The 26,641-nt window shown below is 60.1% G+C and carries 20 protein-coding genes; 11 read left to right on the plus strand and 9 right to left on the minus strand.

What is annotated here, in order from left to right; translation table 11 throughout:
- The first annotated feature begins 1 nt into the window (after position 1).
- Together QM649_RS05155 and QM649_RS05160 are read left to right on the plus strand one after the other, a co-directional pair.
- Complete coding sequence (locus QM649_RS05155) at positions 2-2,236, plus strand: alpha-N-acetylglucosaminidase (protein WP_415197948.1); 2,235 nt, start codon at positions 2-4, stop codon at positions 2,234-2,236.
- Positions 2,237-2,318: 82 nt separating this feature from the next.
- Complete coding sequence (locus tag QM649_RS05160; RefSeq protein WP_415197949.1) at positions 2,319-3,482, plus strand: acyltransferase family protein; 1,164 nt, start codon at positions 2,319-2,321, stop codon at positions 3,480-3,482.
- Between the two features lie 85 nt (positions 3,483-3,567).
- Here the strand turns inward: QM649_RS05160 and QM649_RS05165 are convergent, their stop codons facing one another.
- Positions 3,568-3,828, minus strand: a complete 261-nt coding sequence (locus tag QM649_RS05165; protein WP_415197950.1) for a DUF2007 domain-containing protein — start codon at positions 3,826-3,828, stop codon at positions 3,568-3,570.
- Positions 3,829-3,966: 138 nt separating this feature from the next.
- Between QM649_RS05165 and purB the strand changes: the two genes are divergently transcribed.
- Positions 3,967-5,277, plus strand: coding sequence for an adenylosuccinate lyase (purB, locus tag QM649_RS05170; protein WP_415197951.1), 1,311 nt, complete (start codon positions 3,967-3,969; stop codon positions 5,275-5,277).
- Between the two features lie 51 nt (positions 5,278-5,328).
- On the opposite strand, the gene QM649_RS05175 is transcribed toward purB, so the two are convergent.
- From QM649_RS05175 to QM649_RS05185, 3 genes are all read right to left on the minus strand, one after another.
- Complete coding sequence (locus tag QM649_RS05175; RefSeq protein WP_415197952.1) at positions 5,329-5,766, minus strand: NUDIX hydrolase; 438 nt, start codon at positions 5,764-5,766, stop codon at positions 5,329-5,331.
- Positions 5,767-5,799: 33 nt separating this feature from the next.
- The gene (locus QM649_RS05180) at positions 5,800-6,456 is read right to left on the minus strand and encodes a nitroreductase family protein (RefSeq protein WP_415197953.1); all 657 of its coding nucleotides are present in this window, start codon (positions 6,454-6,456) and stop codon (positions 5,800-5,802) included.
- Between the two features lie 177 nt (positions 6,457-6,633).
- Positions 6,634-7,623: a hypothetical protein gene (locus QM649_RS05185; protein WP_415197954.1), complete on the minus strand. Its 990-nt coding sequence runs from the start codon at positions 7,621-7,623 to the stop codon at positions 6,634-6,636.
- A gap of 182 nt (positions 7,624-7,805) precedes the next feature.
- Between QM649_RS05185 and QM649_RS05190 the strand changes: the two genes are divergently transcribed.
- Complete coding sequence (locus tag QM649_RS05190) at positions 7,806-8,603, plus strand: hypothetical protein (protein ID WP_415197955.1); 798 nt, start codon at positions 7,806-7,808, stop codon at positions 8,601-8,603.
- Positions 8,604-8,618: 15 nt separating this feature from the next.
- On the opposite strand, the gene QM649_RS05195 is transcribed toward QM649_RS05190, so the two are convergent.
- Positions 8,619-9,263, minus strand: coding sequence for an MBL fold metallo-hydrolase (locus QM649_RS05195; protein WP_415197956.1), 645 nt, complete (start codon positions 9,261-9,263; stop codon positions 8,619-8,621).
- Between the two features lie 79 nt (positions 9,264-9,342).
- Between QM649_RS05195 and QM649_RS05200 the strand changes: the two genes are divergently transcribed.
- Together QM649_RS05200 and QM649_RS05205 are read left to right on the plus strand one after the other, a co-directional pair.
- Positions 9,343-9,600 carry a hypothetical protein gene (locus QM649_RS05200; protein ID WP_415197957.1) on the plus strand — a complete coding sequence of 86 codons (258 nt, stop codon included), beginning with the start codon at positions 9,343-9,345 and terminating at the stop codon, positions 9,598-9,600.
- Between the two features lie 91 nt (positions 9,601-9,691).
- Positions 9,692-11,344, plus strand: a complete 1,653-nt coding sequence (locus QM649_RS05205) for a tannase/feruloyl esterase family alpha/beta hydrolase (RefSeq protein WP_415197958.1) — start codon at positions 9,692-9,694, stop codon at positions 11,342-11,344.
- A gap of 72 nt (positions 11,345-11,416) precedes the next feature.
- Here the strand turns inward: QM649_RS05205 and QM649_RS05210 are convergent, their stop codons facing one another.
- From QM649_RS05210 to QM649_RS05220, 3 genes are all read right to left on the minus strand, one after another.
- The gene (locus QM649_RS05210) at positions 11,417-12,556 is read right to left on the minus strand and encodes a glycosyltransferase (protein ID WP_415197959.1); all 1,140 of its coding nucleotides are present in this window, start codon (positions 12,554-12,556) and stop codon (positions 11,417-11,419) included.
- A gap of 826 nt (positions 12,557-13,382) precedes the next feature.
- A complete protein-coding gene (locus QM649_RS05215) occupies positions 13,383-14,132 on the minus strand; it encodes a carbohydrate-binding family 9-like protein (RefSeq protein ID WP_415197978.1) in 750 nt (249 codons plus the stop codon).
- Positions 14,133-14,205: 73 nt separating this feature from the next.
- Positions 14,206-17,853 carry a carboxypeptidase-like regulatory domain-containing protein gene (locus QM649_RS05220; RefSeq protein WP_415197960.1) on the minus strand — a complete coding sequence of 1,216 codons (3,648 nt, stop codon included), beginning with the start codon at positions 17,851-17,853 and terminating at the stop codon, positions 14,206-14,208.
- Between the two features lie 598 nt (positions 17,854-18,451).
- Between QM649_RS05220 and QM649_RS05225 the strand changes: the two genes are divergently transcribed.
- A complete protein-coding gene (locus QM649_RS05225) occupies positions 18,452-21,850 on the plus strand; it encodes a carboxypeptidase regulatory-like domain-containing protein (RefSeq protein ID WP_415197961.1) in 3,399 nt (1,132 codons plus the stop codon).
- A 65-nt stretch (positions 21,851-21,915) separates the two neighbouring features.
- Here the strand turns inward: QM649_RS05225 and QM649_RS05230 are convergent, their stop codons facing one another.
- The gene (locus QM649_RS05230; protein ID WP_415197962.1) at positions 21,916-22,470 is read right to left on the minus strand and encodes a TetR/AcrR family transcriptional regulator; all 555 of its coding nucleotides are present in this window, start codon (positions 22,468-22,470) and stop codon (positions 21,916-21,918) included.
- Positions 22,471-22,617: 147 nt separating this feature from the next.
- Here QM649_RS05230 and QM649_RS05235 point away from each other — a divergent pair, with 147 nt between their 5' ends.
- From QM649_RS05235 to hxlA, 4 genes are all read left to right on the plus strand, one after another.
- The gene (locus QM649_RS05235; protein WP_415197963.1) at positions 22,618-24,243 is read left to right on the plus strand and encodes a DHA2 family efflux MFS transporter permease subunit; all 1,626 of its coding nucleotides are present in this window, start codon (positions 22,618-22,620) and stop codon (positions 24,241-24,243) included.
- 105 nt (positions 24,244-24,348) lie between these two features.
- Complete coding sequence (locus QM649_RS05240; protein WP_415197964.1) at positions 24,349-25,302, plus strand: LysR family transcriptional regulator; 954 nt, start codon at positions 24,349-24,351, stop codon at positions 25,300-25,302.
- A 67-nt stretch (positions 25,303-25,369) separates the two neighbouring features.
- Positions 25,370-25,939 (plus strand): 6-phospho-3-hexuloisomerase, encoded by a 570-nt coding sequence (gene hxlB / locus QM649_RS05245; RefSeq protein ID WP_415197965.1) that lies wholly within the window; start codon positions 25,370-25,372, stop codon positions 25,937-25,939.
- 21 nt (positions 25,940-25,960) lie between these two features.
- Positions 25,961-26,593 (plus strand): 3-hexulose-6-phosphate synthase, encoded by a 633-nt coding sequence (hxlA, locus tag QM649_RS05250; RefSeq protein WP_415197966.1) that lies wholly within the window; start codon positions 25,961-25,963, stop codon positions 26,591-26,593.
- Positions 26,594-26,641: the final 48 nt, after the last annotated feature.

Raw genomic sequence — 26,641 nt, forward strand, 5'->3', positions numbered from 1 at the left:
CATGGTTTTCCGGCGCCTCTTTGCCCTTGCTGTTCTTTGCCCTGGCCTGATCGCATCTGCTCTTGCCGAACCTGCCCTTGTCGAGCCGACCACATTGACGCAGCCGGCACGCGAGGTGCTGGAGCGCCTGATGCCCGCGCTTGCGCCGCAATTCACGCTGGCGCTCACGCCCGCGCAGCAGGACGGCTTCCACATCACCGGCACCGCGGGGCATATTCGCGTGGAGGCGGCCACCACGCCGACGCTCCTCTATGGCGTGAACTGGTATCTCAAGTACGTCGCACATCTGCAGGTCTCGACCAACGGCCTCCAGCTCGGTGCACCTGGGCTCATTCTTCCCGCGCCGCCCGCGCCGATCGATAAACCTGCGCTCTATCCGTGGCGCTATGCATTAAATGAGAACGTCGACGGCTACTCTGCTCCGTACTGGGATGACGTGCGCTGGCAGCGGGAGATCGACATCCTCGCCATGAGCGGCATCAACGCTGTCCTCATCGAGCGCGGCACCGACCTCGTGCTGTACGAGACATTCCGGGATGCGGGCTATTCGGACGACGAAATCCGCCGCTGGATCACGCAGCCCGCGCACCAAAATTGGCAATTGATGGGCAACATGTGCTGCTTCAACGAGCCGATCTCGCTCGAACTGCTGCACAAGCGTGCCGAATCCGCGAAACACATCATCGCCTCGCTGCGCCGCCTTGGCATCGCCCCGGTGCTGCCCGGCTATTACGGCATCGTGCCTGCGGACTTCGGCACGCGGCATCCGGGCGCGCATGTGATTCCGCAGGGCGAGTGGAATGGATTCACCCGGCCCGGCTGGCTCGATCCTAGAGATTCAGATAAAAAAAATCCGTGGTTCGCCAAGCTGGCGGCCTCGTTCTACCGCCATCAGAGCGAGCTCTTCGGCGCTGCTCCGCTCTACGACATCAACATCTTCCAGGAAGGCGGCACGGCGGGCGACGTTCCTGAAGGCGCGGGCGCAAAGGCAGTGCAGGATGCGCTCGAACGCTCGCATCCGAAGACGAAAACCTACCCCGGCGCAATCTGGTTCATGATGGCCTGGCAGCGCGAACCCTCGGCCGCCTTGCTCTCCGAGCTCGACACGACACGCATCCTCATCGCGGATATCGAACAGGGCCGCACGCCAAGAGAGAATCGCGACGAAGAGTTCCGCCACGCGCCGTGGCTCTTCGGCGGATTGTGGGAATTTGGCGGCCGCACGACGCTTGGCGCGCCGCTCTATGACTACGCGGTGCGGCTGCCCGTGGATGCGGCAAAGCCTGGCAGCGGCATTCGCGGCATCGCCTACTTTACCGAGGGCGTGGACACGAACCCCGCCGCATTCGATCTCTACACGGAGATGGCCTGGCACAAGGAGCCGGTCGACATCGAGCGGTGGTTCGCTGAATACGCGCAGCGGCGATACGGCGCCAATGATCTCCACGCAGTCCGCGCGTGGCAGATCATCCTCCACACCATCTACAGCTATCGCGCCGACGGCGTGAATGGCCAGGGCGAGCGCGACGCCGCTGCCGACTCCATCTTCAACGCGCAGCCTTCGCTCGATGCCCGGCACGCCGCGGGTCCGTCTCCGGAGGAGCTGCGTTATCAGGCCGCCGACCTCACACCCGCGCTTACGGAACTACTGCAGGTCGCGCCGGAACTCCGCTCCACGAGCACCTACCAGTACGATCTTGTGGATATCTCCCGGCAGGTGCTTGTGAACAGCGCTCGCACACTGCTCCCGGAGATCAAGACCGCATATGAGCATAAAGACAAGCCGGCCTTCGACCGCCTTACCGCCGAGTGGCTGCATCGCATGGAGCTCGAAGACGCGCTGCTTGCGACAAACCAGTGGTTCCTCCTCGGACGCTGGCTCTCCTGGGTGCCGCAGTGGGCATCGACACCGGAAGAGCTGGCGCGGCTCCACTTCGATGCGCGGTCGATCCTGACCACCTGGGGCGATCGCAAGGCCAGCGACGAGGGCGGCCTGCACGAGTACGCGGACAAGGATTGGTCCGGGCTCGTCAGCTCTTATTACAGGCCCCGATGGAAGATGTACTTCGACTCACTCGATGCATCGCTCGAAAGCGGCCAGCCTGCAAAGCCGATCGACTGGTTTGCCTTCGGCGAACAATGGAACCACGCGAACGAGTCCTTTCCGGATCAGCCTCATGGCGATGCCTACCAGCAGGCTACGGAAGTGGCACGCACACTGCACCTGCTGCCCTGATTCACTGCCTGTCAGGCGCCTGATACTCTGATTCGCAACAGCTCACGCATCCTCATCAGATCGGATAAAACGACACGCACCCATGGCTACCGTCACCGCTTCTGCTGCCAAGCCGCCCCGCATTGTTTCGATTGACGCTCTTCGCGGACTCACCATCGCCTTCATGATCCTCGTCAACAATAACGGTGACGAAAGCCACGCCTACTGGCCCCTGAAGCACGCCGCATGGAACGGCTTCACCCCGACGGATCTTGTCTTTCCGACATTTCTTTTCCTCGTCGGCGTTTCCACGGTATTCTCCACGCAGGCGCGGCTCGCGCAGGGAGCTTCGCGCGTCTCGCTCTTTTTCCACGCCCTCAAGCGGGCAATCATCCTCTTCGCCTTCGGGCAGGTGGTGAACAACTTTCCGTTCTTCCACCTCGCGACATGGCGCGTGTACGGCGTATTGCCCCGCATTGCCATCTGCTACTTCATCATTTCCGTCTTCTACCTGTTGAGCACGGGCTGGCGCAGCAAGCTGATCACCGCCGTCGGCTGCCTCGTCGGCTACTGGATCCTGATGCGCTTCGTTCCGATACCGGGCTACGGCGTTCCGACGCATGCGATGCCTATCAATGACCCGAACCTGAACCTGGTTGCATGGCTCGACCGCCACATCTTCTCCGCTCCCCATCTTTACGAGCGTGTGCGCGATCCTGAGGGCTTCCTGAGCACGCTGCCTGCCGTGGGCACAGCGCTGATGGGCGTGCTCACCGGCATCTGGCTGCGCACCCATCGCAGCATGGCGGACAAGGCAAAATATATCGGGTACGCAAGCGTAGCCTGCGTCGTCCTTGGATTGCTCTGGAACCCATTCTTCCCCATCAACAAAAAGCTCTGGACCAGCTCCTATGTACTCTTTGCAGGCGGGCTCAGCCTGGCCCTGCTGACGATCAGCATGCTCGTGGTGGAACTGCGGCGTGGGAAGGATGACGCTGCGAACAGGAAGCCGGGGTGGCTGATGCCGTTTCTGGTCTTCGGCAGCAACTCCATCTTTGCGTATGTGCTGTCGGAGCTGCTTGCCGGGGCGATCTACAATCTGCCGCTTCGCCCGGGCGTCACCATCACGGCCATCCCCTACCGGGCGGTGCTGAACGCAATCGGCAATCCGGCATTTGTTTCGCTGCTCTATTCGCTGGCGTTTGTGCTGGTGTGCTGGATTCCGACGTACATCCTTTATCGCCGCCGCATCTTCCTCAAGATCTGAACGGGCTGCAATCCAGTCCTCAAATACAGACCGGCGCGGCCGCTTCCAGCAGCCGCGCCGTTTTCTTTTGCCCGAAAACCTGCCGCTACGCGGTTTCCGGCTTCGATCCAATCTCAAATTCCGGCTCGAACTCCCCTTCTTTTAACCCGGGATCGGCCAGCAGCGCGCGAGCGTCTGCTTCGTCTTCGGCGCTCACCTGCAACTGCAATGGCCCCAGGCCAGGCTCGAGAATGCGGGCATTTTCACCCGAGAGAAAGGTTTCAATCCCGGCTGACTGCAGCCGCAGCCGCGCCATTTCCGCCTCCAGGGGCTCCGTAAAGCTCGCAATTGTAACTACGTCTGACATAAATCTCCCTTCTCAGTTGCTGCCGGTCGAACTGCGCCAAACTCGCGCCTTTCTCTCCCTTGGATGCGCGAACGTTACAATAGAGAGTCCGGCAACATTCCCAAGCCGTAACGGCAACGCTCCCCAGGAGGATTCGCATTGATCGCCCGCTATACCCGGCCCCGCATGGGCCAGATCTGGACCGACGCTAACAAGTACAGCAAGTGGCTCGCAGTAGAGACCACGGCCAGCGAAGTGCTTGCAGAAGCCGGCATCGTTCCGGTAGAAGCCGCCCGCGCCATCCGCGAACGCGGCAGCCAGATTGACCCTGCAAAGCTCGCCGAGCGCGCGCTCGAGATCGAAGCCGAAATCCGCCATGACCTGATCGCCTTCACCACCGCGGTCGCAGAGCACGTAGGCCCCGAGTCGCGCTGGTTCCACTACGGTCTCACGTCGACCGATGTGGTGGACACCGCGCAGGCCCTGCAGCTTAAGGATGCGTCGGCTATCATCCTCGAAGACCTGCACGAGCTGGCCGCCGCGCTCAAGCGGCGCGCCCTCGAGTTCAAGCACACGCCCATCGTCGGACGCACGCACGGCGTTCACGCCGAACCCACGACCTTTGGACTGAAGCTGCTTGGCTGGTATGCCGAGGTCACGCGCAACATCACCCGCTTTGAGGCCGCCGTCGAGCAGATCCGCATCGGCAAGCTCTCGGGCGCGGTAGGCACCTTCGGCCACCTCAAGCCCGAACATGAGGAACGCATCTGCGAACGCCTCGGACTCCAGCCCGCGCCGGTCGCTACGCAGGTGATCCAGCGCGATCGCCATGCGCATTACATCTCGGCGCTCGCCATCATCACCGCGACGCTGGACAAGATCGCCACCGAGGTTCGCCACCTGCAACGCACCGAGGTTCGCGAAGCCGAAGAGTATTTCTCGCCCAAGCAGAAGGGCTCGTCGGCGATGCCGCACAAGCGCAACCCCATCACCTGCGAGCAGATCAGCGGCCTCGCCCGCGTCGTCCGCGCGAACGCGCAGACTGCTTATGAGAACGTGGCCCTGTGGCACGAGCGCGACATCTCGCACTCGTCTGCGGAACGCGTGATCTTCCCCGATTCGACGATCCTGACCGACTACCTGCTGGCCAAGACGACGAACCTCATCGACAAGATGTTCGTGTATCCCGAGCGCATGTTGAAGAACCTCGAATCGACCGGCGGCCTGATCTTCAGCGGTCAGCTGCTGCTCGATCTCGCCGAGTCCGGCATGCTGCGCGAGGATGCGTACCGCCTGGTGCAGAGCCATGCGATGAACGCGTGGCAGAATGACCTGGTATTCAAGGATCTCGTCGCTGCCGATCCGACAATCACCAGCCGCCTCAGCCCTGAGAAGCTGGCTGCGGCCTTCGACTTCAAGCGTCAGCTCTCGAACGTCGATGCGATCTTCGACCGCGTCATCAAGGACTAACCGAGGCCATTCCGCAGCAATAAGAAAAGGCAGCCGACTGGCTGCCTTTTCTTATTGCCCTTCGAGGGAATTGCGCAATCGGAATGCCTTCTCGATCACCTCGACGGTGAAGGAGGCCACGCCTTGCAGCGCGCCACGTGCCGCCCAGCGGACTTCCGCCGCATCGCTGCCCGGCTTCAGCTCTCCACCTGTCACCCGGCAGAGAAAATCGACCAGCACGTAGTGGTATTGAACCTGTCCGGCTGCGTCGTGCGAAATGCGATCGAGCACCTCAACCACGACCAGCGGCTCCACTTCGAGGCCAGTTTCCTCGCGCGCCTCGCGCTGCGCGCCCTGGGCCAGCGTCTCACCTACTTCGAGCGCGCCGCCCGGGAGCGACCACTGCCCCTTCATCGGCTCCTTGGCGCGCCGGATCAATAAGACCCGGTCGCCATCCAGCACCACCGCCCCCACTCCCACGATCGGCGCCTGCGGATATTCCCTGCTCAAATGCCTGACTTCCTCAATCTGCAACCGGAACCGTTACGATCCGAAGTGAAACGGCTTGCCATATTCACCGTCAAAGACCACGCGGCTGCCGTTGAAGCGCCCGCCGTTGAACTTATCGTGGCCACGCAACTTGCCGATGCCCAGCAACGCCACGACGTGGTAGCTGAGCGGCAGCTTCAGCACCTCGATCACCTTCTTCTCTTCGAAGCCTTCCATCGGAGCTGTGTCGTAACCCAGCACTTCGGCGGCCCACATCATCGTGGTAAAGGCCAGCATCACATGCCGCTCCAGCCATGCGATCAGATTCGGGTGCTCGGAGAGATAATTCGGGATATTCTGGCGAGCCTGTTCCGCATAGTTCTCGGTCATCCCACCCTCGCGGCCCAAGCGCAGCATCTCTTCCAGATCGCCATTGCGCCAGCCGTCCGCATCGGCGCAGGCTACGATCACCACCGGCGCCTCTTCGACTTTCGCCTGATTGAAGGCCGCTGCGCGGAGTTTCCGCCGCTGCTCCGGATGACGCACCACGACGAACCGCCACGGCTGCATGTTGTACCCCGAAGGTGCATGCAGGCCCGCATCCAGAATTCGCTGCAGGTCTCCTTCCGGCACCTGCGTGCCGTCAAAACTTGGCGTGGCCCGCCGCTGCGCAACTGCCTGAAAGAAATTCTTCTCCGTCGTCTGGCTCATTCAGCAGGAATTCCTTCCTTCGCTCCCCGGCAGCCAATACTGCCTTTGTTATCGCTTAACCCCGCGATGCGGCGTGTCATACCGCTGGTTAAGATGCAGCAAACGTCTCAGGGGAGGAAACGCTTCCTGTCTTCCTATGAAGTCGCCGCAAGCTTCTGCGGCATCTGCGCTGCCGGTCTATGAAATCTGCTCCATGGGCATCTCGATCGCGAACTGACGCTGCCCTGGAGCCACAGCGTACACCCACAGCCCGTGGAAAGCCTTACGCAACTCCGGATGCACCAGCAGCAGCGCCTTCATCACTTCCAGGATCTCGGTGCGCGTCGCAACCGGATCCGCGACGCTCGCTGCCTTGTAGTTCACCACCAGATCGAGCTGGCCGCTGAAGTTGTCTGTACGAAGCGCGGTGATCTCGAAACTTTTGCCGTCGGCGGCGGCAAGTTTCATCGGGTCCGTACCGGGCAGATCCGCTGGACGGGCCGACTGCGTTTCCTTCTGGAGCTTCTCAAGGTTAGGGCTGGAGATGAAGTCCACCGGAGCCAGCAGGAATGCCGCGGTCTGGTAATAGAAGTACGCAGGCCATTTCTCGCCCTTCTGTCCGTACTGCCGGGCCTGCGTCCAGTACCAGACGCCTTCGCGTCCACCGAGACTCATCGGCCGGACGAAGAAGCCGGCCAGCTTCCAGGCCGACGCGTCCTGCTGCAGAATCATCGAGACCTGCTGCGGATGCTCCACACCCGTGGCGTGCAGCAGTGCGAGCAGGTAGGTTCCTGGCGGAAGCTGTGGGATCGTCACCGTCACCACCAGCGAAGACCCGTTCACCGAGCAGAAGAACTGCGTCTCTTCCTCGCCACCCTTCAGATCCGTGGCATTCAGCAGGTACATGCCGCCGATCGTGAATGCTCCGCCCTGGATCTGCGGACTCAGCGACTCGATACTCTGCCCGATGCCGTCAAAGGATGCCGCGACCGCAGGAATCGTCATCGTCCTGACCGCGGCCGTATTCCCGGCCAGGATAGGCGCCTCGAGCGCGCGCAGGGCCTGCACGTACTGGGCTCTCTGGGCATTGTTCATCTGGCTTTGCGTGGTGCAGCTCACGGCCGAAGCCGGTTTCGCAGCCAACAGCATCACCACCAGAACCAGCAGCCAGCAAGCTGCGCTGGCCACGTGCGGGCATCTCTGCCTCGCTCCCTGCCGCAGAATGGGACAAATCAGGCGCATAATGAATAGGCCCGGTTGGCGACTGTCATGAGCGAACCGGAACCACTGCTAGTCTAGTACAGAGAGGGCCTGGGTGAGTTCGCCTCTGCACGGGTCTCATCCCGCCCGGAAGGCCGGCTAATATTTCCATGATTCGCAAAGACTCCCAGCACCGCCGTCACTCTCCGCGCAAAGCCGCATACCGGCTCGCTCTCGCCTCTGCGCTGCTCCCGGCCAGTGCACTTATGACCCCGCTGCTGCCGGCTCAGGTGATGCAGGCTCCGGGAACCTATCCCCAGCAGGGAGCCATCGCCTTCCGCCAGCAACAGCCTCCAACCCAGCAGGCCTCCCAGCCCGCAGCCTCCGCCACTCCTCAACAGCCCGCGGCCGCCGCGGCGAATGCCACTGCGCCATCGCTCCTGACTCAGCCCTCGCAACCCGCCAAGGTCAACCTGGCCGCCGGCAAGCTGAGTGTCGAGGCAAATAATTCGAGCCTCACCGCCATCCTGCAGCAGGTTGCTTCTTCGAGCGGGATGACCATCAACGGCATGAACAAGGACGAGCGCGTCTTCGGTGTGTACGGTCCGGGCGATCCCCGCGACGTTCTCTCCGAGTTGCTGGAAGGCTCCGGCTACAACATCGTCATGTTCGGCAAGACCTCCGTGGGCACCCCCAGCGAGATCACACTTTCGCCGCGCGGCGCGGCGCCGTCGCCGGCCATGAACGCGCCTCACCCGGTAACAAACGACGCTGCGGACGATGACGACAGCACGCCTCCGCCGCAGCAGGATGACAATCCGCAGCCTCCGCCGCAACCCGCTCCGCAGCAGAACCCCCAGAGCAACGGAAACGGCGCACGCACACCGCAGCAGATGTTCCAGGAGCTGCAGCAGATGCGCCAGCAGCAACAGCAGCAGACGACGACCACCGATCAGCAGCCCCAGTAGCCTGCGCTACGAGGCTTAACGCAAAAAGGGATTGCCTTTCGCTTCGCGCTCGATGGTCGTGGCTCCGCCGTGCCCGGCAATGACTTTCGTCTCCCCTGGCAGCGTCAGGAGGCGATCATGGATCGATGTGAGGATCTGCCTCGTGTTGCCACCAGGCAGGTCTGTCCGCCCGATCGATCCGGCGAAAAGCGTATCTCCCGCAATCAGTAGCTGCTCCGGCACGAAGTGCAGGCAGATTGAGCCCTGCGTATGGCCGGGCGTTGCGATCACCTGCGCCGCGTGGTTGGCGATACCCACAACCATTCCATCTTCCGCACTCACATCCGGCTCGCCGACCTCCGGGGTCTCGACACCCAGCCACGCTGCCTGTTCGTTCATAAAGGCCAGCTGCTCCATGTCGCGCTCATTCATCAGGATCGGCGCGCCAGTCGCACGCTTCAGCTTGATGGCTCCGCCCACGTGATCGATATGGCCGTGCGTCACCACAATCTGCTTGAGGGTGAGGCCGTGATGCGCCAGCCTCGCGAGGATCGTCGGAATATTCTCACCCGGATCGATGACCATCGCCTCACGCGTCGTCTCATCGCCCACGATCGAGCAGTTGCATTGCAGAGGTCCTACCGGAAAGGTCTCGAGAATCATGCCTCCATTCTCACCCATGCCCTTTCCTGTCACCAACATCCGGCTTGCTCGCGGCGGGTTACAATGACACGTCGAACGCATTCGCAAGGAGAGTTTTATGCCCCTCAGAAAAGAATGGACCGAATGGCACCTCACGCCGCGCGGCTGGGAAAGGGGCGCTACGCGCGTCCACGGCCAGGGCAACACATGGGTCGAAGAGCCACTCGACCGGGTGCTGAGTTTCGTCTATCAGGAGCTTGAGACCAGTGACTCACCTGAAGTAAAGAAGTGGAAGGAAGAGACCTGGAGATCGAAGAAAGCGGAAGACGTGACCGCGCTTGAGCAGCAATTCGGGGCCTGCCCGGATTCCCTGTAACGCGAAACGCACTATCGAACCACTGGCCATCCTCTCAGAGGGCCAGCTGCATTCCCCTCGCAGTGTGAAACCTCTGTCGGAGTCGGAACGCATGCATACCCGGTTGCTGCCCTTCACCCTTCTCATTTCCTTTATTGCTGGCCTTTGTCTGCCTGCTGCCGCACTGGCACAGCAATCCTCCTCGGCCTGCTCTCATCTCACCAGCCTGACTCTATCCGGCGCGCAGATCACGGACGCTTCCGTCGTCGCCGCCGGAGCATTTCTTCCTCCGGATCCCACAGGCGCAAAGGTCTCGCCGCAGGATGCAGCCACGTTCAAGGCTGTTCCTTCCTTCTGTCGCGTGCGGATCACCGCCACGCCGACACCCGATTCCGACATCCACATCGAGGTATGGCTGCCCCTCACCCGCTCCGCCTGGAATGGCAAGTTCCGCGGCCAGGGCAACGGAGGCTTTGCAGGGTCGTTCTACTACAGCCTCATGGGACTCTCCGTCGCGCAAGGATACGCCACGGCAGGCACGGATACGGGCCATGCGGCCGAAGGCACCGATGCGTCATGGGCACTTCATCATCCCGAGAAGATTGCAGACTTCGGCTATCGTGCTGTCCACCTCATGACGCTGCGCGCGAAGGATGTCATCGCTGCCTTCTACGGGCAGCAGCCTGCCCATTCCTACTTCGCTTCCTGCTCGGACGGCGGCCGTGAAGCCCTCATGGAGGCCCAGCGCTTCCCTGCCGACTATGACGGCATCCTCGCCGGCGCGCCTGCGTATCTGTGGAGCAATCTCCTGACTGCCGGTATGAGCAAGACGAAGGCGATGCTCCTCGAGCCCGACAGCTACATTCCGCCGGAGAAGATTCCGCTCATCTCCAAGGCAGTCCTGAACGCCTGCGATGCGCACGATGGTCTGAAAGACGGCATACTGAACGACCCTCGCACCTGCCGCTTCGATCCGGAGACGCTGCTGTGTAAAGGGTCTGAAACAAACGCCTGCCTTACCCGGCCACAAGTCTCGGTTCTCAAGACTCTTTATGCACCGACCCTGGATGGCGGAGGAAACCTGATCTATCCGCCGACTATGCCGGGCGGCGAACTCGGCCCCGGCGGCTGGGCCTCATGGATCTACGGCGACAAGCCCGGACACAGCCTCGGCGTCGCCTTCGGCGTGAATTACTTCGCCAACATGGTCTACGACGATCCTCACTGGGACTGGAAGAGCTTCACCCTGGACAAGGCCATCGTCGATGCGACCCGGAAGACAGCTTTAGATCTCAATGCTTCCGATCCCGACCTGCGGCCCTTTGCCGCGCGCGGCGGCAAGCTGATTCTCTATCACGGGTGGAATGACCCGGCGATCTCTCCGCTCAGCACCATCCAGTACTACGAGTCCGTCCGCAAGGTCGATCCGGCCTATGCGTCCTACGTGCGGCTGTTTCTCGTTCCCGGAATGCAGCATTGCATGAACGGTCCGGGACCCAGCAGCTTCGGCCAGTTCGGATGGGCGCCGGGCACCGGCCCGGATGATGCGCAGCACAATCTCTATCGCGCCCTGGAAGACTGGGTGAACCAGGGGCCGGCACCCGATTCGGTCATTGCAGCAAAGATCGATGCCGAAAGCGGCGCAAAGCCCGGCATCACTATGACGCGCCCTCTCTGCGCCTATCCCGAGCAGGCGCATTACAACGGGCACGGAGATCCGGCACAGGCCAGCAGCTTTACCTGCAGGAACCCCGTCTCTCACTGATTCGCACGCAAATGAGATCGGGCCGATGCATGGATTGCATCGGCCCGAGGTCTACATACTGGTTGTTTGTCTTTAGGAAACGGCGCGATTCAGTTTGAGGTTGGCCTCGACAGCGCTCGTCTTGCCATACGGCATGCCTACCCGCGCCAGGAACTTCAGCAACTCCTCCTGAAATGCATCCACACCGAACTTGCAGGCATGAGCGCGCAGTACGGCTGAATCCCAGTTCAGGTGTTCGAAGCGCTCGATGGCGTTCACCAGAGACTCGGAGTCCTGTTCGTCAAAGAAGACGCCGGTGACACCTTCGACGATTGTCTCCAGCGCGCCGCCTGAGCGATAGGCGATGGTCGGGCGTCCGGCCGCCGCAATCTCGAGCGGAGCCATGCCGAAATCCTCTTCGCCGGGGAAGATCAGCGCACGGCAGCGCGAAGCATAGCGTTCCACCTCATCGTCCGGCAGACGGCCGAGAAACTTCACCGTCGGTCCCGCCATCTCTTCGAGACGCTTGCGGTCCGGCCCCTCGCCGATCACCATCAGCTTGCGGCCGAGCTTTGTGCACGCCTCTACGGCGAGATCGATGCGTTTGTAAGAAACCAGTCGCGCCAGGATGAGGTAGTAATCGTCATGCCCGGAGGCCGGCCGGAAGCGGTGGATATCGATGGGCGGATGCAGCACGGCAGCATCGCGGCGATAGATCTTGCGGATCTTGTCGGCGACGTTCTGCGAATTCGCCAGAATGTAAGTCGGCCGCTGCGCAGCTTTGAAATCCCACCAGCGGAGAAGCGAGATTGCGGGCTTGATCAACGCCTGTATCAGCTGGCCATGGCGCTCGCGAGCGGAGTAATTCCCGTATTCCCAGGCCCAGCGCATCGGCGTATGGCAGTAGCACACGTGCACTGCATCCGACCGGAAGTGAACGCCCTTGCCATAGCCCGAGGAGCTCGACACGATCAGGTCATAGTCCTTCAGATCGAGCGATTCGACACCCAGCGGGTAAAAGGCAAAGTACATCCGGTGCAACTGGCGCATAAACGGCAGCCGCTGCATCCATGAGGTAAAAAACTTGCGATTCTTCAGGCGCGGCGGAATTCGCTCTGGCAAGGTCACAGCAGCAAAGACAGGCGCCGAAGGAAAGATACAAGCGATCTCTTCCGCAACGCGCTCGGCGCCACCGGATTGCGTGAAGTAATCGTGAACAACTGCAATTTTCATCGTAAGCTCACCATCGCCAGGAATCTTTGAGCCCGCTTCCACTGCCTGCGGACCGTTCATAGGCGTTTTCCGGCCATACTTGTTTTTTTCGATCACCGGTTTCCTGCATCAGGCGTTAATACTAAGAATCAGGTCACAGCCCCGGAGCAGAAAAGTCCCTTGAAGCTGCGGTGAACAGATCTTTTTCACGTCCTCAAAACTTTTCAGAGAAGGAGAGGCGCTCGCAGCCACGCTACAGAAGATGCCCCTTCCGCCGACGGCACGACACTCACGCCTGCCGGGCAGCGATACCCGTGCGCGGCGATGGCGCATGTCTGGACTGGATAGAGGCGCGCATACCTTTCTGCTCAAAATGCCTGTAGCTACCAAATTCACTCCAACCTGGGACCCTGAGTAATTTGCTTTTCCGACGAATCGGAATTGGAAGGACATCGAATCGGCAGAAACGGGAACGAAGAACAGCTATGCGTTGAAGACTGCACGTGAGTGATAGTTACCGGACAAAGCCCGTTTCGGGAACGAATGGCTTTGCTGCATCTGCGGCGAGCGGATCAAGCTTCTAACTCTGATACGGTTGCACGCTTACTCGGTTGATAGATGAATATCCCGGCTGAGTGAAATGTCGCGTAGGGCCACATTTTCACCATTTGCAAAACCACCACAAACTGTTGTCAGTATAGTCAAAATCCGGAAGTGAGTCGAAACAATTATTTGTCGGCCATAGAGGAATAACGTTGATAAACCGATATATAAGGCCCAATGGTGTCACTCGATCGACGCCGGAAGCGCTTCATCCCGGCTTTGGAATGAAGCGCTTTTGCCAGCTTTATTCCTTGGCCGAAAAGTGCAGGTAACCCCAGCGTTCCGGCACGTGCATGTTGATGACGCCCTGCGGCGACCATACCCAGTTGTCCTCGCGCGGCTTGCCCGGGGTCCATTCAACACGGCTGAAATTGATTCGCCAGGTGGTTCCGGACTGGGGATGCGGCACCGTCTGCCGCGAAGCGAAGGCGCTCAACGGATAGGCAATCTCCACCGTCCAGCCATGATCCTTATCCCGGGAATCGTTCAACGTTCCCTGCACCGCTACGGCCGTCTTCAGGCCTTCGATATCCCAGCTGTTATCCGCACTGCCTCCCTTGTTGTAGGGCTTCGGCAGAAAGAGATCCCACCCGGTATTCAGCGCGTTGATTTCGAATTCGTAGTAGCTTTCGGTCTCAGGCAGCGGCTTCACGAAAACTTCGAAATCGTTGTCGTGAAAAATAACCGAATCGTGCTTGGTGAGAGTCGCCTTTACATCCGGCTCTTCGAGCTCCGCCGCAATGTATAGATACTGATCGTCCCACAGCATCTTCACGCGCGTCCGATACTTCGGCCGAGGCTGCTTGTCGCCTTCAATATCCACGAAGTCCGTCGTCCAGGGCGCCTTCTGCCAGGCAGGATCGTCGAGCTTGCCATCGATATGGATAGGAGACGTTGCCCGCTGGCACTCGTAAGAAAGCGGCGTCTGCGCGTTGCCCGCTATCGAAGACATTGAGACCAGGACAAGGCCCAGCGCACCTGCAAAAAACTTCATCACGAAACCCTCCAGAAAAAAGAATGCCCGTCCCTAATCTACCGGGACGGGCGGAGACAACGTCAAGAATGCCTTAGAAGCTGTACTGCGCAGTCAGCTGCAGAGTGTGAGGATTCCACAGCGAGACATTGCCGTACGTCTTGTTGATGAGCGATCCGAAGTTCGAGTCGGTCACCGTCGAGTCGGGGAAAAGCAGGCTTGTGCTGGAGTGCCACGTGCTGCCGATGTTGAAGTATTCCGCGCGGATCAGCAGGGCCTGACGCTCACCGATGTGGGTCGTCTTGCCGAAGCTGGCGTCGAAGTTGGTGAAGTAAGGCGTCCGTTCCGGGCTCTTGTTGGTATTGCCGTAAGTGCCCAGTTCCGGGGTCGAGTACATCGAGGTGTTGAACTGCTGACCCAGCGTGCTCTTGAAGCTCGACGAGCGAGCATAGGTCGAGTTCGCCAGGAAGCGGCCGGTGTAGGACGACATCTGATCGGAGCTCACGCCGCCGACAATCGAGAACGGGAAGCCGCTCGAAAGCTGATAGATGCCGCTCGTGGTCCAGCCCGCAAACAGCCAGTTCATATGGGCCACGTGAATCAGGTCCTTGGGAACCTCATATGCGTAGGTTGCCACCAGGCGATGCGTTTCATCCGAGCCCGCAAGACCGTACTCCTTGTACGGATGATGCGGGTCCTGAATCTGCGACTCTTCCCCGTTGATCAGGTTAATACCCGAGGTCAGGTCCATCGTCTTCGAGTAGGTGTAGTTCACGTGATAGGTAAGACCGTGAATCATCCGCTCGATGAGCTGCACCTGGAGAGCGTTGTAGGTCGACTGGAAGCCGTTGATGTTCGCATACAGGTACGACGGCATATTGGCATATGGCGTACGCGTATCCTGCGGCTGGAAATTCGGATCGCTGAGGCAGTATGCATCGGTGCCCGTCGCGAGCGACTTGTCATAGAGCGAGTTGCACGAGTCGCCGGCAACCGTCGGCGGCGTGGCAGCGCCGATTACGTCCTGGCTCGGCTGGCGCAGGCCATGATCGCCCACGTAACCGATATCGAGCATCAGCGAAGGAGTGAGCTGGTACTCAGTGTCGAACGACCACTGCTCATCGTACGGAGTGTGGTTCTTCGGCCAGTTGACCTGATTGAACGGGAACTCGTAGGCCGCAGTCTGGAAAAGCTCATCGGCATTGAGAGGAGCCGACCAGAGGTTCTTGACCACCGCAGTCGACTCAGTCTCTGCACCGGTAGGAGTGGTGTAGGTTGCAGCCGCTTCGTTATAGAGCTGATCCTTGTCGTACTGCGAACCGTCGTAGTAGCGGTTATAGGTACCGTAGAAGATACCGAAGCCGCCACGGACCACCAGCTTGTCGTTTACGCCGTCCGGGCGGTAAGAGAAGCCGATACGCGGAGCAAAGTCCTTGTTATCGACCGGGACGAGCGTATTGCTTGCGCCGCATTGCAGGTAGTTCGAGTTGCCCCCCGCAGCAAGAATCGGCGCGGTGAAAGCGCAGTTGGCCCACTGGAACTGGCCACCATTCCCCGGAAGGAAGGCAAAGCCGTCATTGTGTGCTGTGTGCAGGTTCGCCGGACGCTCCCAACGCAGACCGGCATTGATCGTCAGACGATCGCTCACACGCCAGTCATCCTGGAAGAAGGTGTTCCAGTTGTTGCCCCACAGGATGTAATCATCGGTAGCAATCGGCGGAGGTCCGCCGGCAGAGCTGGTATCGCCGAGCAGCATGTCCGCCAGCGCGTTGCCCTGATAGGCTGCCGTCGAGGAGTAGGCTCCATTGCTCGAAAGCGCCGAGCCTGCATAACCCGGAACGGCTGAGGTGAACTCGCCGTTGAAGGTCAGCGAACCGGTGCCGTCGTAGTTGTCGAACTCATAGAGCTGGACACGGCGATAATCGACACCGAAGTTGAAGGTGTGCTTGCCGTGCAGCCACGTGACTGTGTCTACACCCTGGTAGATGTTGTCGGCATAGGTCGTCGGCTCGCCGCCGCCAAACCCCTGGTAATTGAACACCGTGATCGTCGGCAGATCATACGTCGCCGGGTTTGCTACCGTGTTCGCGAGACCTGCTTCCTCGGAGAGGTTCGGGCCGTAAGCCGTGTTCGGACCGCTCAGGAAGTGGTCACGGCTATAGCCGAGCGTCGCCTGATTCATCAGGTTTGGGTTGAAGGTATGATTCCAAGTTCCGCCGAAGAGCTTGGGACGCGTATACACCTGTCCGCCCTGACCGAAACGGATGGCGGTCGACGTCTGCGAAAGATTGCCTACGTTCGCTGTCAGGAAAACGTGGTCGTCCGCCCCGATGTATTGATCGATACGCGCCGTGCCTACACCGGTGTTCTTGGTGGTCTTGGTATTTGCCGAGTAGTTATCGCAACCGCCAAGAATATGGGAAGCCTCGTTACAGGAGGAGATGTTCGCCGCGTCGAAGTATTTGGCGATGTTCGCCGCGACCGCATCGATACGGTTTGCCGGAATCTGGTTGTTCGCAAATTGCGTACGGATAACCGGCGAGTTCGTCGGGCTCTGTGCGTTGTTGGAGTTATATGCCGCGTTCGCAACGGTCGTTTCTGGATCGTAGATGGGGAACGGGTAGGCGCTAAAGTCACCGCCCAATTCCGCTGCCGTCGGTACGAAATCCGTCGAAGGGCTGTTGACCTTCGTGTAGAGCCCCTGATCATAGCTGCCAAACCAGAATGTCTTGTTCCGGCCGTCATACACGTGCGGGATCACCAGCGGGCCGCTCAGCATACCCCCGAACTGGTGCTGATGGAAGTCCGGGCTGGTAGAGGTGTCGGAGCCCGTCGCTACATTCTCTGCTGCCTGGTACTGATTGTCCGGCTCCAGCCAGTTCGCTTCGAGGGCCTCGTACGCCGCGCCGTGCAGCTGGTTCGTACCCGACTTGATAGCCACGTTGACCTGTGACACGCCCGAGCCGTACTGCGCGCCGTACATGCCGTTCATCATCTTGAATTCCTGAACGGAAAGCTCGTTCGGAATGTTGATGGGCACGCTGAAGAAGAAGTCCGCGTCGTAGATACCATCGACGCTGTAGCTGGTGGTCTGGGCCTGCGCGCCATCCGCGCTGACTTCCATGTAGGTGTTGTTCAGACCATGGAAGGACCAGTCCGTACCCGAGCCGCCGGGAGTGATGTTCGTGCCCACGTTGGTCAGCATAAGGTTAGTGAAGTCGCGGCCGTTCACCGGCAGCGCCTGGATCAGCTTGTCATCCATCACCTGGCCGATCGTCGTGTCGTCGGTGTGGAGCATCTGCGTATCCGCCGAAACCGTCACCGTCGATGCGGCTGAGCCCACGGAAAGCTTGAAGTCCTGACGAAGCTTCTGGTCGACTTCGAGGGTCAGCTGCGACGAACTCTCCGTCGAAAATCCCGGAGCCGTAACGGTGATCTGGTAGGGTCCCGGGTTGAGCTGCGGCGCCACATAGTCACCGCTGCCGTTGGTCGGCAGAACCACCTTCACATTCGTGCCCAGATTGGTAATTGTCACCTGGGCGCCGGGAATCACTGCTCCCGTGCTGTCCACCACGTGACCGAGGATAGATCCCTGCGCGTTCTGGGCATACGCCACCATGCCGATACGGAACGGCACCACCGTCGATCCCAGCAGAGCCGTGGCAAAGAGCGCTAGACGGAGCGCCCGCGAGGTCGTCCTCCGCTGCGGGCTACACCCACCAGCCTCAAATTTTCGAAACATACAGCCTCCACAAAGTCGGATATGAAAACCCGATGAATGGCAATGTATTGATCCAATCAGCAAATTGCAATCATATTGTTGATCGTTTTTGACTATTTCAATCAAATTGAAGCGCAAGCGCTCACATCTCGCTGAAAACGAGTGGAAGGGCAACGCTGGCTAACACTCAGCCATTGCAATGTCTAGAGCTTGTTATGCTTCTTCGCGCGGTCGTCGCTGAGAGTCAATTTTTCTCAGATCGCGGCACTCATCCAGCGCGAGCGCTTCATTCCCCCACTGGATCAGAGAACGATAGGTCGATGACACTGGCGTTCCCTGCAGAGCGATCATCGCGGCAATATGAATTCCCGTTTGCCGTCACGCGCATTCCGTTTTCAGAACTTTTCACAATTTCGATTGGGAGCGCTCACTTTATACATGGACACCGCCTGCCTGCCCGTATTACCTTGAAGTGCTCCCTTGTCTACGACGTGTTTCCCAGAGATGGAAATATGCGGCAGGAGGAGCGTTTCAGGTAGGGCCATTATTTCGCTCACCCGTCCGGGTTCAGCCCGAAGGGACGCGCTGGTTGTTCGCAGGTAGAGAAAAAGGAGAGTTCATGAAACGCATCTGTATGCTGGCACTCGCGTGTCTTGCGATGTGCCTGTTTGCATCCGCATCTCTTGCCCAAACGGTCAATCAGAGCATTACCGGACAGGTAACAGACCCCAGCGGCGCCGTCATCCCCGGGGCTCAGGTCATCGCACACAACATCGATACCGGCGTCGACACGCCGACAAAGACGAACGAGAGCGGCTTCTACCGCGCCGACTACCTTGCAATCGGCCATTACTCGGTCTCTATCACCGCAAATGGCTTCCAGAAGGCAGAGATTCCCGCCTTCTCTCTTGAAATTCACCAGATTGCCAACTTCAATGTGAAACTCGAGTTGGGTTCTGCCGCCACCACGGTCAACGTGAGCGCCGCGGCACCAATTCTGGATACCAACGACGCAACCCTGAGCAGCACCTTTACCAGCAACATCATCGGCAACTTCCCGCTCAATGGCCAGGATTTCTCGGCCATCACGCTCTACATGCCGGGCTCGATCGATACGGCCGGAACCTCGGGCACGACAGGCATCGAACGCAGCACCCAGTACACCGACACTCCCAGCATGAACGGTAACCGCGCGCAGGCGAACAACTACACGCTCGACGGTATCGACATGAATGAGACCTTCAACAACCTGATCTCCTACAGCCCTGCCCCGCAGGCGCTCGAACAGATTCAGGTGATGACCGCGAACGCGCCCGCTGCATACGGCAACGTGAACGGCGGCGACGTGGTGAGCGTGCTCAAGAGCGGCACCAACCAGTTCCACGGCTCTGTCTACGGCCTGGTGCAGGATTACCGGCTGAATGCCAACTCGTGGCAGAACGACTATCTCGGCAACCCGATCAATCCTTTCTCCCAGGCACAGTTCGGTGCCACCTTCGGCGGTCCGATCATCCGCGACAAGCTCTTTTTCTTCGTCGACTATCTGGGATCGCGCCACCACTCGGGCGGTGTCGGCACAGCCAGCGTATTCACCGCGGCAGAGCGCACGGGCGATTTCTCCGACGTGCTTTCGCAGTACGGCGTGCAGCTCTACAACCCGGAAAACAACTTCGCGCCTTACGCCAATAACCAGATCACGATCAACAATCCGGTCGCGAAGTTTCTGTTCGCCAATCCGAGCATCTATCCGGCGCCGAACCGCGAGGTAAACGGCAACCCGATCCTCGACAACTACACCGCGCCTACGCGCAGCTACAGCGCCAACAACCAGGGCGACATCAAGATCGAATACGATCCATCTGCAACGGACAAGATCACCGGCTTCTACTCGATGTCGACCGCCTATGACGGCTCGGTACCGGTGCTGGCGATTTCGTTCCCGGGTGTGGACATTTATCCCACGAAGCTCTTCGGCGCGAACTGGGTTCACACCTTCTCCCCGGCGCTGATCAACTCCGCGCATATCGGCTTCACCCGCACCATCTGGGACCAGGCCCTCCCGGTCGATACCACCGGCAAGTTCGGTACGAACGGTGACAGCGTCGTCGGCATTTCCTTCGCAAACCAGCAGTACGACGGCTTCACCTACCAGGGGATTTCGAGCGGCACCATCACTGGCATGGGTAACGAGGCCTTCGACCAAGGCCTGACCGACAACACCTATAGCTACATCGATGACGTGACCTGGCAGCGCGGCCTGCACACCATTGCCATGGGCATCCAGGCAGTGCGCTACCAGAACAACTACCCCACCTCGAACAACAACGGCTACCTCGGCAGCCTCTCCTACAGCGGCGCTTATACAAACAACCTCTCGGAGACGGATGGCAAGGGCTGGGGCCCGGCGGACTTCGTGCTGGACCGTGTCAACTCCGCAGCTGTCACGCTCGCCAGCAACAACGTCGGTCAGCGCCAGTGGCGCATTGCCGGCTATGTGCAGGACGACTACAAGGCGACGCCGAAGCTGACGCTGAACATCGGTGTGCGCTGGGAGTTCGATCAGCCGTGGGTGGAACAGAACAATAAGACCGGCAACATCGATCTGGCCACGGGACAGGTGCAGTACGAGAAGGTGGTTCCGGTTGGCGCGCCTGCCGGATCGGGCATCTGCGCGCACTCGGGATGCTATGAGGGCAACTATCGCCAGTGGCAGCCGCGCCTGGGCTTTTCGTGGCAGGCGACGGACCGCTTCGTGGTGCGAGGCGGTTACGGCGCAACCAGCTTCTATGAGGGCAACTCCTCCAACCAGCGCCTAACCTCGATCACGCCGTTCATCCAGGCGGTCAACGTAACCACGGTCGCGCCGACCGCCGGCAACCCTGGCGAAGCGCCGCGCACCGCGGAACAAGGCTTCTCGGGCGGCACGACCAGCTACGGCGGCACCTACAACGTCTATCCGCAGGATATTCAGCCGGCGTACATCCAGGAGTGGAACCTCACCACTGAATACGCGCTGACACACACTCTCTCCCTGCAGGTTGGCTACATCGGCGAACAGGGCCAGCACATTGAGGACTACGGCAACGTCAATCAGTACCTCGTCAACGGCGATCCGACCTCTGCGCCCTACTACAACAACCAGTACATCGGTGTAAACGCGCCTGATCCTTCGGAATCGATTGGATCGAATCCCCTGCTCATCACCGAATCCCGCGCCATGATGAACTACAACGCGCTGCAGTCGGTGCTGCGCCAGCGTTTGAGCCATGGGCTGGAATTCACGGTGAACTACACCTACGGCAAGGCCATGACGAACAGCCTGGGTAACTACTCCCTGGGCGTCAACGGCTACAGCGGCGCGTTCCAGAACTACTACAACAGCGGTGCGGATTACGGTCCGGCCGGCTACGACGCAACTCATAACCTGTCCTTCACGCCCGTTTACGCATTGCCGGTTGGCCGCGGCCAGGAGTTCGGTCGCAACGTCAATCGCTGGCTCGATGAAGTCATCGGCGGATGGAAGCTTTCCGCTGCGGGTGTCATCTGGTCGGGCTTCCCTGAGACGGCCACCGGTCCGGGCAATAACTCCCAGAGCTATGGCGAGTCGCGTCCGAACCAGTACCGCAAGATCAAGGTCGTCAACCGCAGCATTGAGCACTGGTACGGCACCGATCCTTCCGCTACCGACGTCTGCCCTGCGGGCGTGGATGACGGTATCTGCGCCTTCGGTCTGCCGGCTTCCAATTCCACCGGCGGCACCGCATTCGGCACGGCGAGAAACGGATCCCTCCGCGCACCGGATTACAAGAACGTGGACATGTCGGCCTTCAAGGATTTCCACACGTTCAAGGAGCAGCTGATCGGCTTCCGCTTCGATGCCTTCAACGCCTTTAACCTGGTGAGCTACGGCAATCCGCAGACCGGCGTCAACTCCGCCACCTTCGGGCAGATCGCACAGCAACAGTCGATCCGCTCCACTGAACGCCGCCTGCAGTTCTCCGCGCACTACAACTTCTAACTGCAACCTGTTCCAGGCAGAAGCGGGCCATCTCAGACGAGATTGCCCGCTTCTCGTTTACGCGCTTATTTCGCGGGCAGCGCGACTCGCGTCACCATCTCGTCGAGCAGCGTACTGGCATCCCGCAAGGCGCTCCTCGAGCCTTCGAGACGGCTGATCATCAGCGCGCCCTCCAGTGTCGCGATGATGGTGTTCGCCAGCGCCCGCGGCTCGATGTCCGGGCGAATCTCTCTTCGCGCAATGCCTTCCTGCACAATGCCGGAGATGCGGGAACGCCAGTCCTTCAGTCCCTCCTGCGCCAGTTTGCGCAGCACCGGGTTGCCATCGTCCGCATCGATCGCTGTATTCAGGATGGGGCAGCCACCCGGCACCGCAGATGGCTTCTCGACAAACTGAGCGATCACCTCACGCAGCCGCGCGACTGTGTTCATCGATGCGTCCCCGTGAGGGATCCGTATCTTTACTGCCTGGGATAACGCGTAGCGAAAGGCCTCCTCGGCGAGCTCTTCCTTGCTGCTGAAGTGGCGATAGATTCCGCCCTTCCGCAACCCTGTCGCATCAAGGATGTCCTGCATGGAGCATCCGGCAAAGCCTCGCTGGTTGAACAGCGGCGCTGCCATTTCGATGATTCTCTGCCGAGTCACCTCACCTTTGCTCATCTCACGCATTCGCCCCTCCGCTAAAAAAAGACGCATCGGTCTCAAATCTGATGAATCAGATGCACATACGGGACCGTTCGGTCTCAATTTTAGTCCTCGAGGTTTTCCTTGGCTACAGCCGCCGCCACCGCCCGCTCGCCGCAGGCATCCCCTGCGTCCCGAGCCCCGGTCAATCCCTGGGTCATCGCATTGACCGTTACGCTGGCGACCTTCATGGAGCTGCTGGACACCTCGATCGCAAATGTATCGCTTCCCTATATCGCCGGTGGCCTGGGTCGATCCTACGACGAAGTCACCTGGATCCTGACCACGTACCTCGTCGCCAACGCAGTTGTTCTCCCCTTGTCGGCCTGGCTTTCACGCGTTCTGGGCAGACGCAATTACTACCTGCTTTGCGTCGCTCTCTTCACGGTAACGTCCTTCCTCTGCGGCATCGCTCCGAGTCTTGGCATCATGCTGCTGGCCCGCGTTCTTCAAGGGATTGGAGGCGGCGGTCTTGCTCCGGTCGAGCAGGCGATTCTGGTGGATACTTTTCCAGCCAATAAACGCGCCGCGGCCTTCGCCCTTTACACCATGGCGATTGTTACGGCTCCTGCCATCGGCCCGGTGCTCGGTGGGTGGATTACCGACAACTACAACTGGCGCTGGGTCTTCTTCATCAACATTCCCGTCGGCATACTCTCTATGGTGCTGACGAGCCGCTTCGTTCACGACCCGCCCGGCTTTGCGGAAGAGCGCAAGACCGTGCGAACGGCTGCCGGAAAACTCAAGATCGATGGATTGGGAATCGCCCTCATCGGGTTCGGATCGGGCGCGCTCGAAGTGGTGCTCGATCGGGGAGAGATCGATGACTGGTTCGGATCCCCTTTTATTCTCTGGACCTGCGTGCTGGCAATCGTATGCCTGTTGACCGCAGTGGTCTGGGAATTAAAGCAGGATGATCCCGTGATTGAGTTCCGGCTGCTGCGTACGCCGAACTTCGCGATCGCCAATCTGTTTTACTTCATCTTCGGCTTCGGACTCTTTGCTTCGACGACGATGATCCCGCAGATTCTGCAGACGCTTTACGGGTATCGCGCGATCGATGCAGGCCTGGTGCTCGGTCCCGGTGCATTTGTCATTACCATGCTCGCGCCCGTGGGGGCGCAGATCGTACAACGTGGCTTCATCCAACCGCGCTATATGCTCTTCGGAGCAGTACTGATTGTCGGCATCTCATTCCTGCATTACAGCCGCTTCAATCTCGACACGGATTACGCGCATTACGCATGGGCTCGCGCGTTGCAGGGGCTCGGCTACGCCTTCTTCTTTGTTCCTTTAACCATGATTGCGTACTCCCAGCTCAAGCCAAACCAGAACAACAAGGCCTCCTCTCTTACCAATTTCTTCCGCAACTGGGGCGGCAGCTTCGGGATCGCCTTCATCAACACGGTGTCAGACCGCCGCATGGAGTTTCATCAGTCCGTAGTCGGCGCAAACCTCTCCGCGCCGACACCTCAGGTGCAGCAGCAGATCACTCAGGTCACACACTACCTCGGCGCCCACGGCATGTCTCCAACCGATGCGGGGCGCGCCGCCTACAACTACATCTATTCCCGGTTGCAGGCGCAGGCGCATTTTCTCGGCTTCATGGATTGCTTCCTGATTGTCGGCGTGCTCACGCTCGCAGCCGCTCCGATCGTGCTGCTCACACGTCCGTTTGCCGTCGGAGGCAAGAGCACGGCTGCGCATTAAGGCTTATCGCTGTCCGGAGCGTGACTTCCTCCGATCACGAGCCGAAGCTTTATCCTGAGAGTGTATGGGTACAGCAAAGGTCTGGATTTTGCAGGTGCGGATCCAGTGATCATCCGTAATTTCGAATATCTTCTCGCGCTCGCGAAGGAGCGTCACTTCTCTAGAGCAGCTGCGGCGTGCAGCGTCTCGCAGCCCACACTCTCCGGCGGCATCAAGCAGCTGGAAGAGGACATGGACGTGCGCATCGTGAAGCGTGGGCGCACCTTTGAGGGCTTTACACTCGAGGGCGAGCGCGTTCTTGCATGGGCGCAGCAGATGATGGACGACTGCCTTCGCCTGAAGCAGGAACTGCAGAGCTTTCGAGACAACGGTATGCAGGGCGATTTCCGCATCGGCGTGCTGCCCGCGACCGTGCCTCTCGGCTCGGTGCTCACCGTTCCTTTCAGCGAACTCGCTCCGGCATTGAACCTCTCGATCCGTACCGCGAGCTCGCCCGAGCTTCTCAACCTGCTCCGCGCCCGCGAGCTCGATATCGTACTCACCTACATCGATGACTCCGTAAGTGAATCCTTCGCTACGCATCTGCTCTACAGTGAACGCATTCTGTACTTCACCTCGGCACCGCAATCGCAGGCCGCGCCGTTCAAGTGGGAAGATGTGCTCGCACGCCCTCTGTGCCTGCTGACATCGGGGTTGCCGGCGGCCCTGAACGATCATTTGGCAGGCGCATCAAAGGTGCTCTACACGGATTCGCCCGCAGTGCTGGCTGCGCATGTGCGTTCCGGCTCATGGTCCACGCTCCTGCCGCAATCACTTGCCGGAGCACTCTCGCCATCGCCGGATCTGCGCGCGGTGCCCTTGCGGAGAAGCGCCGCAGTCCAGGCCAACGTCGGTTTCGTAACAGCGCGCCTCAATCCCCTGCCTGCCTCGGTGCATTCGTTCATGGAACTGGCGCATTCGCCGAGGGTCGTCGCAGCGATTCGAGAGATGCTGGATGCGCACAGGCAGTTTCTTGCGCCCAGGGCAAAAAAGCTCAGCTCATTAGTCTCAGATCAATAGGAAATCCCGATGAACCATCCGGATTTCCTGTTGGATTCTGCGTTCGTCCCGATGCCATGCTCGCTGTGTGACCTCTGTAGCCGAACCCCGCGTTGAGCCTCGTTCCCTCATCCTCGAAGAACTGCACAGCTGCATCAGCGCTGTTCCGGAATCCCAGCTCCTCGCCGCCCGGCATGCTCTTCTGAGCGCGCAACGCGTCTTCACCGTAGGTGCAGGCCGCAGCGGCCTCGCTCTGAAGATGGCAGCGATGCGGTGGATGCACCTCGGCCTCGAGGTGCACGTTGCAGGTGAGGTAACCACGCCTGCCATTCTCTCCGGCGATCTGCTGGTTGTGGCCTCCGGTTCGGGCAGCACGTCCGGAGCGGTGCAGGCCGCGCAGGTTGCGAAGAACGCCGGTGCGAAGCTGCTGGCCATTACCACCGCCCCCGCATCTCCGCTCAGTCTGCTCGCGGACTGGCAAATTGTTATCCCCGCAGTGACAAAACAGGACCACGACGGGAGCATCTCGCAGCAGTACGCCGGTTCCCTCTTCGAGCAAAGCGTGCTGCTGCTCACCGACGCGATTTTCTTCCAACTGTGGCGCGAGCGCGGCGAATCGGCCGCGGACCTATGGAAGCGCCACGCCAACCTTGAATAATTCCCAAGTACGGAGTCGTAAATGAAACTGCAAGTTGCTATTGATCTTCTTTCCACCGCCGACGCCCTTTCGCTGCTGCACAAGGTTGCAGAGCACGTCGACGTCATCGAGCTGGGCACCCCGCTTATCAAGCAGCAGGGACTCAGCGTCGTCTCGAATGTGAAGGCCGCATATCCTGACAAGCTGGTCTTCGCCGACATGAAGACGATGGATGCGGGCGAACTGGAAGCGGAGCTTGCCTTCAAGGCGGGAGCCGACATCATGACGGTGCTCGCCTCCGCGGCCGACAGCACCATCGCAGGAGCCGTGAAGGCCGGCAAGGCACACGGCAAGCACGTGGTTGCAGATATGATCGGCGTGGCCGACAAGCCGAAGCGCCTGAAGGAGCTCAAGGATCTGGGCGTGAGCTGGGTGGAGCTGCATGCGGGCCTCGACGAGCAGGCGCAGGCCGGCTACTCGATCGAAAATCTGCTGGAAGCCGGACGCAATGCCGATGTGCCGTTCTCGGTTGCCGGCGGCGTGAACACCGAACGCATCGGCGCAGTGGAAGCCGCAGGCGCGACAATTGCGGTTGCCGGCGCGGCCATCTACGGAGCAAAGGATCCCGCCGAAGCCGCGAAGACGCTACGCAGCAAGATTCAAAAGCTTGGGTAGCGACTACCTTGATCCGCTGAATGAGAGGACAGGAGCGTATACCGCTCC

The sequence above is a fragment of the Silvibacterium sp. genome, assembly GCF_047605705.1.
In the GTDB taxonomy this organism is placed as follows: domain Bacteria; phylum Acidobacteriota; class Terriglobia; order Terriglobales; family Acidobacteriaceae; genus Silvibacterium.